This window comes from Nocardioides ochotonae (genome assembly GCF_011420305.2).
GTDB lineage: Bacteria > Actinomycetota > Actinomycetes > Propionibacteriales > Nocardioidaceae > Nocardioides > Nocardioides ochotonae.
Genome location: NZ_CP061769.1, coordinates 1159956 through 1175070 on the forward strand (window position 1 = coordinate 1159956; position 15115 = coordinate 1175070).

Annotated in this window: 11 protein-coding genes; 7 read left to right on the forward strand and 4 right to left on the reverse strand. The window is 72.7% G+C overall.

Features of this window, described 5'->3' with window-relative positions:
* Window positions 1-21: 21 nt before the first annotated feature.
* The 3 genes from HBO46_RS05685 to HBO46_RS05695 are packed head-to-tail and all read left to right on the forward strand — an operon-like array spanning window position 22 to window position 3318.
* Window positions 22-1191: a cysteine desulfurase family protein gene (locus HBO46_RS05685; protein WP_166139972.1), complete on the forward strand. Its 1170-nt coding sequence runs from the start codon at window positions 22-24 to the stop codon at window positions 1189-1191.
* A gap of 22 nt (window positions 1192-1213) precedes the next feature.
* Window positions 1214-2326, forward strand: a complete 1113-nt coding sequence (gene mnmA, locus HBO46_RS05690) for a tRNA 2-thiouridine(34) synthase MnmA (RefSeq protein ID WP_166139971.1) — start codon at window positions 1214-1216, stop codon at window positions 2324-2326.
* Complete coding sequence (locus HBO46_RS05695) at window positions 2323-3318, forward strand: uroporphyrinogen decarboxylase/cobalamine-independent methonine synthase family protein (RefSeq protein WP_166139970.1); 996 nt, start codon at window positions 2323-2325, stop codon at window positions 3316-3318. The genes mnmA and HBO46_RS05695 overlap by 4 nt, the downstream gene beginning before the upstream one ends.
* A gap of 5 nt (window positions 3319-3323) precedes the next feature.
* Here the strand turns inward: HBO46_RS05695 and HBO46_RS05700 are convergent, their stop codons facing one another.
* The 3 genes from HBO46_RS05700 to HBO46_RS05710 form a co-directional block, all read right to left on the reverse strand.
* The gene (locus tag HBO46_RS05700; protein WP_166139969.1) at window positions 3324-4451 is read right to left on the reverse strand and encodes an HNH endonuclease signature motif containing protein; all 1128 of its coding nucleotides are present in this window, start codon (window positions 4449-4451) and stop codon (window positions 3324-3326) included.
* Window positions 4452-4767: 316 nt separating this feature from the next.
* On the reverse strand, window positions 4768-6486 hold the full coding sequence (locus HBO46_RS05705) for an MFS transporter (protein WP_224769391.1): 1719 nt from the start codon (window positions 6484-6486) through the stop codon (window positions 4768-4770).
* A gap of 117 nt (window positions 6487-6603) precedes the next feature.
* Window positions 6604-8199 (reverse strand): MFS transporter, encoded by a 1596-nt coding sequence (locus HBO46_RS05710; protein ID WP_166139968.1) that lies wholly within the window; start codon window positions 8197-8199, stop codon window positions 6604-6606.
* A gap of 204 nt (window positions 8200-8403) precedes the next feature.
* Between HBO46_RS05710 and ligA the strand changes: the two genes are divergently transcribed.
* Entirely contained in the window at window positions 8404-10488 is a 2085-nt protein-coding gene (gene ligA, locus HBO46_RS05715) for an NAD-dependent DNA ligase LigA (RefSeq protein WP_166139967.1), read from the forward strand.
* Here the strand turns inward: ligA and HBO46_RS05720 are convergent.
* Window positions 10451-11050 (reverse strand): AAA family ATPase, encoded by a 600-nt coding sequence (locus HBO46_RS05720; protein ID WP_166139966.1) that lies wholly within the window; start codon window positions 11048-11050, stop codon window positions 10451-10453. The genes ligA and HBO46_RS05720 overlap by 38 nt on opposite strands.
* Window positions 11051-11115: 65 nt before the next feature.
* Between HBO46_RS05720 and gatC the strand changes: the two genes are divergently transcribed.
* Genes gatC through gatB form a run of 3 tightly spaced genes read left to right on the forward strand, consistent with a single transcriptional unit; the run spans window position 11116 to window position 14488 of the window.
* The gene (gene gatC, locus HBO46_RS05725) at window positions 11116-11415 is read left to right on the forward strand and encodes an Asp-tRNA(Asn)/Glu-tRNA(Gln) amidotransferase subunit GatC (protein WP_166139965.1); all 300 of its coding nucleotides are present in this window, start codon (window positions 11116-11118) and stop codon (window positions 11413-11415) included.
* The gene (gene gatA, locus HBO46_RS05730) at window positions 11412-12968 is read left to right on the forward strand and encodes an Asp-tRNA(Asn)/Glu-tRNA(Gln) amidotransferase subunit GatA (protein ID WP_166139964.1); all 1557 of its coding nucleotides are present in this window, start codon (window positions 11412-11414) and stop codon (window positions 12966-12968) included. Before gatC ends, gatA begins: the two co-directional genes overlap by 4 nt.
* Window positions 12965-14488 (forward strand): Asp-tRNA(Asn)/Glu-tRNA(Gln) amidotransferase subunit GatB, encoded by a 1524-nt coding sequence (gene gatB / locus HBO46_RS05735; RefSeq protein WP_166139963.1) that lies wholly within the window; start codon window positions 12965-12967, stop codon window positions 14486-14488. Before gatA ends, gatB begins: the two co-directional genes overlap by 4 nt.
* Window positions 14489-15115: the final 627 nt, after the last annotated feature.

Here is a 15115-nt window from a genome sequence, read left to right on the forward strand (position 1 = left end):
CGCCGTACGCTTGACCCCGCCATGCCCGACACCGTCTACCTCGACCACGCCGCGACCACTCCGATGGTCCCCGCGGCGATCGAGGCCATGAGCCGCCATCTCGTCGAGGTGGGCAACCCCAGCTCGCTGCACGCCTCCGGGCGTCGCGCCCGCCGGGTGGTCGAGGAGTCCCGCGAGACGATCGCCCGCATGGTGGGCTGCCGCCCCGGCGAGGTCGTCTTCACCTCCGGGGGCACCGAGGCCGACAACCTCGCGGTCAAGGGCGTCTTCTGGTCGCGCCGCGACGCCGACCCGCGCCGGGTGCGCGTGCTGGCCTCGGCCGTCGAGCACCACGCGGTGCTGGACGCGCTGCACTGGCTGGAGTCCCACGAGGGCGCCGAGGTGGAGCTGGTGCCCGTCGGCTCCGACGGCGTCATCGACCTCGAGGCGCTGCGCGCCTCGGTCGAGCGCGACCCGGACTCGGTCGCCCTGGTCTCGGTGATGTGGGCCAACAACGAGGTCGGCACCCTGCAGCCGGTCCCCGAGGTCGTCGAGATCTGCGCCCCGCACGCCATCCCGGTGCACACCGACGCGGTGCAGGCACTGGGCGCGGTGCCGGTCGACTTCGCCGCCAGCGGCGTCGACGCGCTGACCCTCACCGGTCACAAGGTCGGCGGCCCGTACGGCGTCGGTGCGCTCATCGTGCGCCGCGAGCTGTCGGTCACCCCGCTGCTGCACGGCGGCGGCCAGGAGCGCGACATCCGCAGCGGCACCATCGACACCCCGGCCATCGCCGGTCTCGCCGCCGCCGTCGAGCTGGCGGTCAAGTGCCAGCCCGAGCACGCGGCCCGGCTCGCCGGGCTCCGCGACCGGCTCGTCGCCGGTGTGCGCGCGGCCGTGCCGGAGGCCGTGCTGACCGGGCACCCCGACCGGCGGCTGCCCGGCAACGCCCACTTCTCCTTCCCCGGCTGCGAGGGAGACTCGCTGCTGATGCTGCTCGACGCGCGCGGCATCGAGTGCTCGACCGGGTCCGCCTGCTCCGCCGGCGTCCCGCAGGCCTCCCACGTGCTGCTCGCGATGGGGCGCCCGGACGCCGAGGCCCGCAGCTCGCTGCGGTTCTCCCTGGGCCACACCAGCACCGAGGCCGACGTCGACGCCCTGATCGCCGCGATCGCCCCCTGCGTCGAGCGGGCCCGCGCGGCGCGCCTGTGACCGGCGCCGGGGAGGGCATCCGATGAAGGTCCTGGCAGCCATGTCCGGCGGCGTCGACTCCGCCGTCGCCGCGGCGCGCGCCCACGAGGCCGGGCACGACGTCACCGGAATCCACCTCGCGCTGTCGCGCAACCCCGCGTCGTACCGCTCGGGCGCGCGGGGCTGCTGCACGATCGAGGACAGCAACGACGCGCGGCGCGCGGCCGACGTCATCGGCATCCCGTTCTATGTCTGGGACCTCTCCGAGCGCTTCCACGCCGACGTGGTCGAGGACTTCATGGACGAGTACGCCGCGGGCCGCACGCCCAACCCGTGCCTGCGCTGCAACGAGAAGATCAAGTTCGCCGCCGTGCTCGACCGCGCCCTGGCGCTGGGCTTCGACGCGGTCGCGACCGGCCACTACGCGCAGCTGCGCGCCGGCGCCGACGGACTGATCGAGATGCACCGGGCGGTGGACGGCGGCAAGGACCAGTCCTACGTGCTCGGCGTGCTCGACCAGCAGCAGCTCGCGCACTCCTACTTCCCGCTCGGGGACACCCCCAAGTCGCAGGTGCGCGAGGAGGCGGCCCGGCGCGGGCTGCTGGTCGCCGACAAGCCCGACAGCCACGACATCTGCTTCGTCGCCGACGGCGACACCGCCGGCTGGCTGCGCGAGAAGCTCGGCGACCGCGCCCCGAACAGCGGCGGCGACATCGTCGACGACGCGACCGGCGAGGTCCTCGGGCACCACGAGGGGTCCTGGGGCTACACGATCGGCCAGCGCAAGGGGCTGCGGCTCGGGCGCCCGGCCCCGGACGGCAAGCCGCGCTTCGTGCTCGACATCGAGCCGGTCTCCGGCACCGTCCGCGTCGGGCCCCGCGAGGGCCTGGCCGTGGACGGCCTCAGCGGCATCCGGCCGCGCTGGTGCGGCACCGTGCCCACCCACCTCGCCGGCGACGGCATCACCGTCCAGCTGCGCGCGCACGGCGACGAGCACCGCGCGAGCGTGACCGTGAGCCCGGACGGCACCGGCGTCGAGGTCGAGCTGCTCGACCCGGCGTACGGCATCGCGCCGGGGCAGGCGGTCGTCATCTACGACCACACCCGGGTGGTCGGGTCGGCCACCATCTCCAGCACCCGACGGGCCACCACATGACCACCGCCACCGCCATCGGCTCCCTGCCCGGCACCGAGCAGCGCGACTTCGACGAGGCGGTGCGGCTCGTGCTCGGGGAGCTCCCCGACCTGCCGCACCTGCCCGAGCTGCCCGGCCGCGGCGCGACCGCCTCGATGACCGGCCGCGCGCTCGCCGTGGTCGCCGAGCTCGGGGTGGACCTGCAGCCCGCCGGCTGGCGGCTCACGGGCGGCGGCTCGGGCATCGACCACCGCCGCGCCCGCAGCCTGCTCGGCCAGGACCTCGACACCCTCGAGGAGCAGGCCCAGGGGTTCACCGGCACCTTCAAGGTGCAGGTCGCCGGGCCGTGGACGCTGGCCGCGACCGTGGAGAAGCCGCGCGGTGACAAGGTCCTCGCCGACCACGGCGCCCGTGCCGACCTGGCCCAGGCGCTCGCCGAGGGGCTGCGCGCGCACCTGCGCGACGTACGCCGCCGGCTGCCGGGCCTGCAGCGCCTGGTCGTGCAGGTCGACGAGCCGGCGCTGCCGGCGGTGCTGGGCGGCAAGGTCCCGACCGCGTCGGGGTTCGGGCGACACCGCACCGTCGACCTCCCGGAGGCCTCCGCCCACCTGGAGTGGGTGCTTGCGGCCGTCGTCGCCGAGGACGCCGTCCCGTGGGTGCACTCCTGCGCCCCCGGGACCCCGCTCGACCTGCTGCGCGGCGCCGGTGCCCGGGGCCTGGCCGTCGACCACTCCCAGCTCTCGGCCGCCGACCACGACCACCTCGCCGAGGCCCTCGAGGCCGGCGAGGAGGTGGTGCTCGGGGTGGTGCCGAGCACGGGCGAGACCGCGTCCGGTCCCAGCGACGCGCGCCTCACCGAGGCCACCCTGCGCTGGCTGGACATGCTCGGTCTCGACCCGGGCACGGTCGGCGACCGGCTGCTGATCAGCCCCGCCTGCGGGCTGGCCGGGGCCTCGCCGACGTGGGCGCGTCAGGCGCTGACGCTCGCGCGCACCACCGCCGCCAACCTCTGAGGCGCTCACCGTCGGCGCGGTGAGCCCGTCACCCCGGGCGGGTGGGCGGTGACCAGTCGGGTCTCGCCGCGGTGCTTCGCGAGGTGGAGCCCGTGGGGTGATCGCCAGAGGTACGTCGCGGTGTCGGTCTTGTCGTAGGTCCACGCGGTGTGTGTTTTCGCCCGATGGTGTCGGCGACAGAGTGGGGCGAGGTTGCAGCTGCAGGTCGGGCCGGCCTTCCCGTCGGATCCGCTCTTGTCGTGGGCGGTGACGTGGTCGGTGTCGCAGCGTCGGGAGGGCCGGTCGCACCAGGGGAAGGCGCAGCTCGGCTGGGTGAGGTGGAGTTGTTCTGCCATCCGGTCGGGGATGGCGTAGGCGTCGGTGTGGTGGTGATCGTCGAGGTCGATGATCGGCTTGATCACGACCTCGGTGTCGGGGTTGCCGCACCAGTCGCGGACCTGGTCGGTCGAGATGACGGACCTGGTCTCGTCCACGTGGGCGACCCCGGCCTCGTCGCGGGAGATCGCGGCCGCGGAGAGGTGGACATGGATGACGACCCGCCGGGGCTTCACGACAGACGTGGTCCCGGACGCACTGCCGTCCTCGATGGCCTGGTCGAGGCCGAGGCAGCGGCGGGCGATGTCGCCGGCGGCGATGGAGCGCCGCACGTCGAGGGACTCGATGGACCCGAGCTGACGCAGCTCCTCGGCGCGCTGCGCGATCGCAGCCTCGAGGTCGAGCGCGTCGGCCAGGTCGAGGTCGCCCTCGACATGGATGGTGCCGTCGTGGTTCGCACCTTCCGTGTGCACGTTGAACCGCCGCGACTCGGCCGCAGCCAACCGTGCCTTCTCCGCGGCGTTGGGGTCGAACATCGCCTGAGCCTCGTCGACGAGCCGGGCGAGGGTGACCAGCCCGACCTTGCCGGCGACCGCGGCCAGCTGACGGTCGACGTAGGTGGCGCCGTCGAGGGAGAGCTTGTGGGTGAGCTGGGCCAGGCGGCGGGCCTTCCACAGCGGGACCTTGCCGGCCTGCACCAGCCGCCAGGTCCGCTTCAACCGGTGGGCCAGCTCGAGGGCGTCGGCCATCAGGCCCCGGGCGGAGTCGGTGGAGATGTCGAGTGCGGCGCAGAGCTCCATCGGGGCGAACTCCGCCACCTCCGGGGCGCGCCCTCGCCGGCGAGCGGAACCACGAGCTCCCACCCGAACACGGGACCGGGCTCGACCGACTCCGCGGGATGCAGGTCGGCCCACGCCAAAGCGGCGCGTACGACGTCGACCTCGGCTGCGTGGGCGTCGGCCCGTCGCTGCCGCGCGAAGGCCAGCACGGCGGCGGGGGAGCCGCAGTCGGGGATGTCGGGGGAGGCCATGCCTCAGTCTAGTCGAACGGACGTTCGAGAGGCGTCTGCAGAATGGGGTAACCCGCTTGGGCCGCACGGGGACCAGTTCGCGCGCCGCAATCCCGAGCCCGACCTCAGGCGTCCGCGCCCTTGACCTTCGGCACCTCCGGGACCCCCGAGTCCTCCGGCACGGTCCGCCCGCCGAGGTCCTCGGGGCTGATCCGCAGGAAGGTCCAGATGATCAGCGAGGCGAGGAGCATCAGCAGCGCGGCGACCTGGAGCGCGTGCGTCGCGCCGTCGGTGTACGTCGCGGTGTAGAGCGCCGCGTCCAGGTTGCTCAGGCTGCCGCCGGGCACGGAGGCGTCCGGGTCGACGCCGGCCGCGCTCAGTCCGTCGCGCAGCGGACCCTCGACCTGGTCGGTGGTGCGGTTGACGAAGTGCAGCGACACCGTGCCGAGGACCGCGAGGCCCAGCGCGCCGGCGACCTGCTGCACGGTGTTGAGCACGCCCGAGCCGACCCCGGCGTCCTCGCGGCGTACGGCGTGGACGGCGGTGAGGGTCATCGGCACGAAGGTCATGCCCATGCCGACGCCCATCAGGAGCAGGAACGGGAAGATCGCGGTCCAGTAGGACACGTCGGCGCCCAGCGGGTCGGCGCCCGGCGCCAGGCTGCGCAGGACGGCCGCGGTCGAGTCGTCGACGTCGTAGCGGGAGAACCCGTAGAGGGCGGCGGAGGCCATCAGGGTGCCGGTGCCGGTGATGTAGCGGACGCCGTACCGCACGACCAGCTTGGAGGAGATGACCGCGCCGACCATCACGCCGACCGAGAAGGGCAGGAACGCGACGCCGGTGTGCAGCGGCTCGTAGCCGAGGATGCGCTGCACGAACTGGCCGTTGAAGTAGAACATCGCGAACATCGCCCCGGAGGCGAAGAACATCGCGACGAAGCTGGTGCCGCGGGTGCGGTCCAGCACGATGCGCAGGGGCAGCAGCGGGTGAGTCACCCTGCGCTCGAGGACGACGAACGTCACCAGCAGCGCGATGCCGGCCGCGAGGGCGGCGATGGTCCACGGGTCGCCCCAGCCGTGGTCGGCCTCGCCGGCGCGGGAGAGGCCGTAGACCAGGCCGAGCAGACCCAGGGTCGCGGTGAGCGCGCCGGGCACGTCGAGGCGGTTGCGGTTGCGCTCGGACTCGCTGAGCCAGCGCGGCGCGAGCAGGGCGGCGACGAGGCCGATCGGGGCGTTGATCCACAGCGTGAGCCGCCAGCCGGTGACCTCGAAGCCGAAGATGCTGTCGATGCCGGTGAGGAACCCGCCCAGGAGCAGCCCGACCGCGGCGCCGATGCCGGACATGCCCGCGAAGACGCCCATGGCCTTGTTGCGAGCCGGGCCGGCGGGGAAGTTGGTGGTGATCAGCGACAGCGCCGCGGGGGAGGCGAGCGCCGCGCCGGCGCCCTGGAGCGCCCGGGCGCCGAGCAGCATCCAGCCCTCGGTGGCGCAGCCGCCGAGCAGCGAGGCGAGCGCGAAGGTGCCCAGGCCGATCGTGAACGTGCGCCGCCGGCCGAGCAGGTCACCGAGCCGCCCGCCGAGCAGCAGCAGCCCGCCGAACGTGAGGGCGTAGATCGTCACGACCCAGGTCAGCCCCGCGGCGGTCATCCCGAGGTCGCGCGAGATGCTCGGCAGCGCGATGTTGGTGATGGTGCCGTCGAGGACCAGCATCAGCTGGGCCACCGAGATCAGCACGAGCGCCCGGCCGAGGTTGGGCGAGAGACCGGAGGCCTCGGAGGCGGAGGCCCCGGGGGTGCCGCCCTCCGGCTGGTCGGCGGCGGGTGCGGTGGAACGGGTGTCGGTCACGGGTCTCCTCGACGGGCGCGGGTCGAGGATCAGCGTAGATCATATATGGGGCATTGACTGATGGCTTCTCATGGCGGCGTGCGCCCGCTCGAGGCGACCCGGCGCGGGCGCCGGCGGTCACGGCGCGGCGATGGGGGCGTCCTCGGTGGCGAGCTCCTCGTGGCGCACCCGCAGGAGGGTGAAGGTCACGATGGAGGCGAGGAGCATCATCGCGGCGCCGACGAGGAAGGCGTGGGTGGCGCCCTCGGCGAACACCTGGTTCGCGCTGATCTCCTGCATCGCGGCGAGCTCGGCCTCGCTCGGGCGCGGGCCGCCGCCCGCCATGGCCCGCTCCGCGGCGCTCGCCAGCTCGGCACCGCGCTCGGTGAACACGCCGCTTGCCAGGGTCGCGAGCACCGAGAGGCCGAGCGCCCCGCCCACCTGCTGCATCGTGTTGAGCACCCCCGAGCCGATGCCGGTCTCCTCGGGGCGCAGCCGGTGCACGGCGGTCAGGGTCAGCGGCACGAACGTCGCGCCCATGCCCAGCGACATCAGCAGGATGAACGGCAGCAGGTCGGTGGCGTACGTCGCCTGCACGTCGCTGACCGGGTACGTCGTGTCGTAGGGGATCCGGGAGAACCCGAAGAGCCCGGCGGCGGCCATCAGGGTGCCGACGCCGGCGACGTAGCGCGGGTCGACCCGGTTGACGAGGTTCGAGGCGAGCCCGGCGGCGACCACGATCCCGACGCAGAACGGCAGGAACGCGACGCCGGCGCGGATCGGGGAGTAGTCCATGACGACCTGCACGTATCGCGTGAGGTAGAAGAACATCGCGAACATGGCGGCCGGCGCCAGGAACATCGCGGCGAAGCTCGCCGCGCGGGTGCGGTCCATGAACACCCGGGCCGGCAGCAGCGGGTGCGCGACCCGAAGCTCGACGAGGAGGAACACGGCGAGCAGGAGCACGCCGGCGCCCAGGCTGGCCATCGTCACGGGGTCGGTCCAGCCGTGGTCGGGCTCGCCGGCCCGGCTCACGCCGTACACGACGCCGAGCAGGCCGAGGGTCCCGAGCACCGCGCCGGCGAGGTCGAGCTCGCCTTTGTGGCTCTCGGACTCGGCCAGGAAGCGCGGGGCCAGGAACGCCGCGCCCAGGCCGATCGGGGTGTTGATGAGCAGGGTGAGGCGCCAGCCCTCGACGTCGAACCCCAGCACGCTGTCGAGCCCGGTCAGCCAGCCGCCGAGCAGCAGTCCGACGGCGGCGCCGGCGCCGGACATGGCGGCGTACACCGCGAACGCGCGGTTGCGCTGCGGGCCCGCCGGGAACGTCGTGGTGATCAGGGCGAGCGCGGCGGGGGAGGCGAGCGCGGCGCCGAGCCCCTGCAGCGCGCGGGCGGCGAGCAGCAGTCCCTCGTTGGTGGCCAGGCCGCCGAGCAGGGAGGCCACGCCGAAGACGATCAGGCCGACCATGAAGATCCGGCGGCGCCCGTAGAGGTCGCCGAGCCGCCCGCCCAGCAGCAGCAGGCTGCCGAAGGCGAGCGCGTAGCCGGTGACCACCCAGGTCAGGTTGGCCTCGGAGATCCCCAGGTCGGTCTGGATGAACGGCAGCGCGATGTTCACGATCGTGCCGTCGAGGACGACCATCAGCTGCGCGACGGAGATCAGCACCAGCGCCCATCGCAGGCGGCGGGCGTTGCCGGTGCCGGTGGGCTCCGTGCTCGTGGCGGCGTCAGACATGGGAGTTCCTTCGCGGGGGGTGAGGCATCGGGCGGTGGGGCGACGGGCGACCGCGAGGATGGAGCCGACGGGGCCGGACGCCGGGAGCGGCGATGGTGTTCTCCGTCACAACAGCCTAGGAAGGCGCCCGTGTTCCCGCGAAGGGTTAAATCCCTCGACACCGCGCCGCGTCGGGTGTCGGCACGGCGCGGCAAGATAGCCCCCATGAGCGACCCCACCCCGGCCACCGAGGAGGCCCGCGAGCAGCACGGTGCGCTGGCCGAGGAGATCGAGGACGCGCGCTGGCGCTACTACGTCCTCGACGCACCCACCCTGGACGACGCGGACTTCGACCGCCGGATGCGTCGCCTCGAGGAGCTCGAGGCGCAGTTCCCCGAGCTGCGCACCCCCGACAGCCCCACCCAGAAGGTCGGCGGCGCGGTCTCCACGCAGTTCACCGCCGTCGACCACCTGCGTCGCATGGAGAGCCTCGACAACGCCTTCTCCTACGAGGAGCTCGAGGCGTGGTACGCCCGGCTGGGCCGCGACGGCGTGGACAGCCCCGATCTGCTCTGCGAGCTCAAGGTCGACGGCCTGGCGATCAACCTGCTCTACGAGAACGGCCGGCTGGTGCGCGCGCTCACCCGCGGCGACGGGCGCACCGGCGAGGACGTCACCCCCAACGTCCGCACCATCGCGGCGATCCCCGACCGGCTGGCCGCGACCGAGGAGTTCCCGGTCCCGGCGCTGATCGAGGTCCGCGGCGAGGTGTTCCTGCCCGTGGACGCCTTCGAGCGGCTCAACGAGTCGATGACCGAGGCCGGCAAGCCGGTGTTCGCCAACCCGCGCAACGCCGCGGCCGGCTCGCTGCGCCAGAAGGACCCCCGGGTCACCGCGACCCGCGCGCTCGGCATGGTCTGCCACGGCATCGGCGAGCGACGCGGGTTCGAGCCGAAGGCGCAGTCGCACGCCTACCGCGCGCTGGCAGCCTGGGGCCTGCCGGTCAGTGAGCAGGTCCGGGTGGTGCCGACGCTGAGGGAGGTCGAGGCCTACATCGACCACGCCGGTGCCAACCGGCACACGATCGTGCCCTACGAGATCGACGGCGTCGTGGTGAAGGTCGACGACGTCTCGCTCCAGCGCCGACTCGGCTCCACCAGCCGCGCGCCCCGGTGGGCGATCGCCTTCAAGTACCCGCCCGAGGAGGTCAACGCCGAGCTGCTCGACATCCGGGTCAACGTCGGGCGCACCGGCCGGGTCACGCCGTACGCCGTGATGGTGCCGACGCGGGTGGCCGGCTCCACGGTCGAGAACGCCACCCTGCACAACTACTACGAGGTCGAGCGCAAGGACGTGCGTCCGGGCGACACGGTCATCCTGCGCAAGGCCGGCGACGTGATCCCCGAGGTCCTCGGCCCGGTGCTCGCGCTGCGCCCCGAGGGCCTGCCCGCCTGGGTCGGGCCCACCGAGTGCCCCGCGTGCGGGACGCCCCTGGTGGAGCAGAAGGAGGGCGACAAGGACCGCCGCTGCCCCAACCACGAGAAGTGCCCCGCCCAGGTCCGCGAGCGGGTCTTCCACGTGGCTGGTCGGGGCGCCTTCGACATCGAGGGGCTCGGCTACGAGGCCGCGACGGCGCTGCTCGACGCGCACGTGATCGACAACGAGGGCGACGTCTTCGACCTCACCGCCGACCAGCTCCGACGGGCGCCGCTGTTCACCCGGGCACCCAAGAAGGGGGAGGAGGGCCCGCAGCTCACCGCCAACGGCGCCAAGCTGCTGGCCAACCTCGCCGAGCGCAAGCGGGTGCCGCTGTGGCGGGTGCTGGTCGCGCTCTCGATTCGCCACGTGGGACCGACCGCGGCCCGGGCGCTGGCCACCGAGTTCGGCTCGATGGCCGCGATCCGGGCGGCGACCGAGGAGCAGCTCGCAGCCGCCGAGGGCGTCGGCCCGACCATCGCCGAGGCCGTGATCGAGTGGTTCAAGGAGCCCTGGCACGTCGAGATCGTGGACAAGTGGGAGCGTGCCGGCGTCGCGATGGCCGACGAGCGCGACGAGTCGGTGCCGCGCACCCTCGAGGGCCTCACCATCGTGGTCACCGGGTCGTTGGAGAACTTCAGCCGCGACTCCGCGAAGGAGGCGATCCTCGCGCGCGGCGGCAAGGCCTCCGGCTCGGTGTCGAAGAAGACCGACTACGTCGTCGTCGGCGACAACGCCGGGTCCAAGGCCGACAAGGCCGAGCAGCTCGGGCTCACGATCCTCGACGAGGCCGGCTTCACGACGCTCCTCGAGGGTGGCCCGGACGCGCTGTGAGCCGGGGCGCCTCCTCGGCCAGCCACCGCTCGACCTCGCGGGGCGAACGGAGCCGCACGAGCCGCAGCCGCGGGTGGGCGGCGAGCGCCGCGGGCACCAGCTCGTGGAACTTGTGCCGGTGGGTGACCATGTAGCGCACCACGTGCTCGGGGTCGGTCCAGATGGTGCGCAGCGGTGGCTCCACGTTGCCGTTCCACAGCACCTCGCGTCGCACCCGCCGCCGCACCGTGCGCCGCACCAGACGGGCGAGCGTGAGCGGGAACGAGAGGTCCAGCCACACCAGGACGTCGGCGCGCGCGGCCAGGAGCGGCCGCGCGGCGGCGTACTGCCACTCCGCGACCCAGGCGCCGCTCGCAGTGAGCCGGTCGACGTCGGCGAGGAACTCCGGGCGCGGGGTCCAGGCCGGCCCGTGGTGGAGCGCGTCGAGCTCGACGTGCGGGACCGCGAGCAGCGTCGCGAGCCGGGCGGCCAGGGTGGTCTTGCCCGAGCCGCTGCGCCCGGCGACGAGCACCCGGCACCCGTCGCTCCATGGGGCGGTGCGGTCGTCGGGAGGCGGCGCCATGGCGTCAGGGTAGGCCGGGCGGACCGAATCGTCGGCCCGGCCTGCGCGGCACCTAGGATGGGCTCATGCCTGAGATCTCCCGAGACGAGGTCGCGCACCTGGCGGATCTCGCCCGGATCGACCTGTCCGATGCCGAGCTCGACCACCTTGCCCCGCAGTTGTCGGTGATCCTCGAGTCGGTCGCCTCGATCAGCGGCGTGGCCGGTGACGACGTGCCTCCGACCTCGCACCCGCTGCCCCTGACCAACGTGTTCCGCGAGGACGTCGTGCGCCCCGGCCTCACCGCCGAGCAGGCGCTCTCCGGCGCCCCCGAGTCCGAGCAGCAGCGGTTCTCCGTGCCGCGCATCCTGGGAGACGAGCAGTGAGCGACCCGACCACCGACTGGACCCGACGCTCCGCCGCCGAGCTCGCCGACGCCCTCGCCGCCGGGGAGGTGACCTCGGTCGAGCTGACCCAGGCGCACCTCGACCGGATCGCCGCGGTCGACGGTGACGCCGAGGCCGGCGTCCACGCCTTCCTGCACGTCGACGCCGAGGGCGCCCTGGCGAGCGCGCGGGAGTCCGACGCGCGCCGTGCCGCCGGCACCCCGGCCTCCTACCTGGACGGCGTGCCGATCGCGGTCAAGGACGTGCTCACGACCGAGGGCCTGCCGACCACCTGCGGCTCGAAGATCCTCGACGGCTGGGTGCCGCCGTACGACGCCACCGTCGTCGCGAAGCTCAAGGCCGCGGGTCTGCCGATCCTGGGCAAGACCAACATGGACGAGTTCGCGATGGGCTCCTCCACCGAGCACTCCGCCTACGGCCCCACCCGCAACCCGTGGGACCAGACCCGGATCCCGGGCGGCTCCGGCGGCGGCTCGGCCGCGGCCGTCGCCGCCTTCGAGGCCCCGCTCGCGATCGGCACCGACACCGGCGGCTCGATCCGCCAGCCCGGCGCCGTCACCGGCACCGTCGGCGTGAAGCCGACGTACGGCGGGATCTCGCGCTACGGCCTCGTCGCGATGGCCAACAGCCTCGACCAGGTCGGCCCGGTCACCCGCACCGTGCTCGACTCCGCGCTGCTGCACGAGCTGCTCGGCGGCCACGACCCGCTCGACTCCACCTCGATCGACCAGCCGGTCCCGGCGCTCGTCGAGGCGGCCCGCCAGGGCGCGGCCGGCGACCTGTCCGGCCTGCGCGTGGGCGTCATCAAGGAGCTGCAGGGCGAGGGTTACCAGGCCGGCGTCCAGGCGCGGTTCCAGGAGTCGCTGAACCTGCTGGTCGCGGCCGGCGCCGAGATCGTCGAGGTGTCCTGCCCGAGCTTCGTGCACGCGCTGGCGACCTACTACCTGATCATGCCGTGCGAGGCCTCGAGCAACCTCGCCAAGTTCGACGCGATGCGCTACGGCCTGCGGGTGCTGCCCGAGGGCATCGACGACCCGTCGGCGGAGGACGTGATGCGCGCCAGCCGCGACGCCGGCTTCGGCGACGAGGTCAAGCGCCGCATCATCCTGGGCACCTACGCGCTGTCCAGCGGCTACTACGACGCCTACTACGGCACCGCGCAGAAGGTCCGCACGCTGATCACCCGCGACTTCGAGGCCGCCTTCGAGAAGGCTGACGTGCTGGTGTCGCCGACGGCGCCGACCACCGCGTTCAAGCTGGGCGAGAAGCTCGACGACCCGCTGGCGATGTACCTCAACGACCTGGCGACCATCCCCGCCAACCTGGCCGGCGTCCCGGGCATCTCGCTGCCCAGCGGCCTGGCCGACGAGGACGGGCTGCCCGCCGGGTTCCAGATCCTGGCGCCGGCCCTGGCCGACGACCGCCTCTACCGTGTCGGTGCCGCCCTCGAGGCCGCGCTGACCGAGCAGTGGGGCGGTCCGCTGCTGGACCGTGCCCCGGCTCTCGACGAGCGACAGGAGATCGCGCGATGACCGCGACGCACACCGGGGCCGCGCTGGTCCCGTTCGACGACGTGCTGGCGTCCTACGACCCGGCGCTGGGCCTGGAGGTCCACGTCGAGCTCAACTCGAACACCAAGATGTTCTGCGGCTGCCCCACCGAGTTCGGCGCCGAGCCCAACACCCAGGTCTGCCCGACCTGCCTGGGCCTGCCCGGCGCGATGCCGGTGGTCAACGCCAAGGCCGTGGAGTCGGCGATCCGCATCGGCCTGGCGCTGAACTGCGACATCGCGGAGTGGTGCCGCTTCGCGCGGAAGAACTACTTCTACCCGGACATGCCGAAGAACTTCCAGACCTCGCAGTACGACGAGCCGATCGCCTTCGACGGGTGGATGGACGTCAGCCTGGACAGCGCGGACGGCGGCACCGAGGTCTTCCGCGTCGAGATCGAGCGCGCACACATGGAGGAGGACACCGGCAAGTCGCTGCACGTCGGTGGTGCCACCGGACGCATCCACGGCGCCTCGCACTCGCTGGTCGACTACAACCGTGCCGGCATCCCCCTGATCGAGATCGTCACGCGCCCGATCGTGGGCGCGGGGGAGAAGGCGCCGGAGATCGCGCGCGCCTACGTCGCCCAGCTGCGCGAGCTGATCCTCGCGCTCGGCGTCTCCGACGCCCGCATGGACCAGGGCTCGATCCGCGCCGACGTCAACCTCTCCCTCGCCCCGAAGGGCAGCGGCGTGCTCGGCACCCGCACGGAGACCAAGAACGTCAACTCGCTGCGCTCGGTCGAGCGGGCGGTGCGCTACGAGATGCAGCGCCACGCCGCGATCCTCGACTCCGGCGCGACGATCCTGCAGGAGACGCGCCACTGGCACGAGGACACCGGGATCACCACCAGTGGTCGCGAGAAGTCCGACGCCGAGGACTACCGCTACTTCCCCGAGCCCGACCTGGTGCCGGTGGCACCGACCCGGGAGTGGGTGGAGGAGCTGCGGGCGACCCTGCCGGAGAACCCGACCCAGAAGCGGGCACGCCTGCAGGCCGAGTGGGGCTTCTCGGACCTGGAGATGCGCGACACCGTCGGCGCCGGTGCCTTGGGCCTGGTCGAGGAGACGATCGCGGCCGGTGCCTCGCCGCAGGCCGCACGCAAGTGGTGGCTCTCCGAGCTGGCGCGGCGCGCGAACGACGCCGGCCTCGAGCTCGCGGCCCTCGGCGTCACCCCGGCGCACGTCGCCGCGGTGCAGAAGCTCGTCGACTCGGGCTCGCTCAACGACAAGCTGGCCCGCCAGGTCTTCGACGGCCTGATCGCGGGGGAGGGCACGCCCGACGAGATCGTCGAGAAGCGCGGCCTGGCCATCGTCTCCGACGAGGGGGCGCTGTCCACCGCGGTCGACAACGCGATCGCGGCCAACCCCGACGTGGCCGACAAGATCCGCGACGGCAAGGTGGCCGCCGCCGGCGCCCTGATCGGTGCGGTCATGAAGGAGATGCGCGGCCAGGCCGACGCCGGCCGGGTGCGCGAGCTGATCCTCGAGAAGCTCACCTGATCCCAGCACCACAGCTCGACCCACGACGGCCGGGAGCACGCATCGCGTGCTCCCGGCCGTCTGCGTGTCTAGCCCGTGGCGGGGGTCACGTGTCGTCGACTTGCTCGTTGGGCAGGGCGGACGTAATGTTCTCCGGGTTGCCCCAGTGCAGCGGGTGCGGCTCCGGTCAAGGAGTCGCAGGCGCTGGTGTGGGGTGGCCGTCTTGTTCGCGGAAGTCTCGCGGCGCCATTGCGGTGTCGTGTGCTGGCGAACGGGGGAGGGACTGAAATAGCCCCGAATTGCTTGACCGGCGGCAATGAGGCAAGATTCTCCACGGAGATTCTCGCCGAATAGCCGAGAATGTTTTCCAGCCTTACCGGGTCCGAAGTTTTGGATGTGGAAAGCGGGAAACGGGCCGGTTTGCAAGGCGGGAAAGTCCGAGGTAAAGTAGTGCAAGCCCCGACAGGGAGGCCGCGAGGCCGACCACCGGGTGTGTCTGATCCTTGAGAACTCAACAGTGTGTCATATAGTCGACGAATTAGTTTGTTATGCCCCGTCGGCACTCGGTGAGGACTTCGGTTCTTGGTGGTGTCGATGGTTTCTTTGACAATGATTCTGGTTAGACAATTTTTGTCAGCTAGTTTCTCC

Excerpts from the sequence above, each read along its gene's own strand:
- HBO46_RS05685 (WP_166139972.1), top strand. The coding sequence starts at position 22 with ATGCCCGACACCGTCTACCTCGACCACGCCGCGACCACTCCGATGGTC.
- mnmA (WP_166139971.1), top strand. The coding sequence starts at position 1,214 with ATGAAGGTCCTGGCAGCCATGTCCGGCGGCGTCGACTCCGCCGTCGCC.
- HBO46_RS05695 (WP_166139970.1), top strand. The coding sequence starts at position 2,323 with ATGACCACCGCCACCGCCATCGGCTCCCTGCCCGGCACCGAGCAGCGC.
- HBO46_RS05710 (WP_166139968.1), bottom strand. The coding sequence starts at position 8,199 with ATGTCTGACGCCGCCACGAGCACGGAGCCCACCGGCACCGGCAACGCC.
- ligA (WP_166139967.1), top strand. The coding sequence starts at position 8,404 with ATGAGCGACCCCACCCCGGCCACCGAGGAGGCCCGCGAGCAGCACGGT.
- HBO46_RS05720 (WP_166139966.1), bottom strand. The coding sequence starts at position 11,050 with ATGGCGCCGCCTCCCGACGACCGCACCGCCCCATGGAGCGACGGGTGC.
- gatC (WP_166139965.1), top strand. The coding sequence starts at position 11,116 with ATGCCTGAGATCTCCCGAGACGAGGTCGCGCACCTGGCGGATCTCGCC.
- gatB (WP_166139963.1), top strand. The coding sequence starts at position 12,965 with ATGACCGCGACGCACACCGGGGCCGCGCTGGTCCCGTTCGACGACGTG.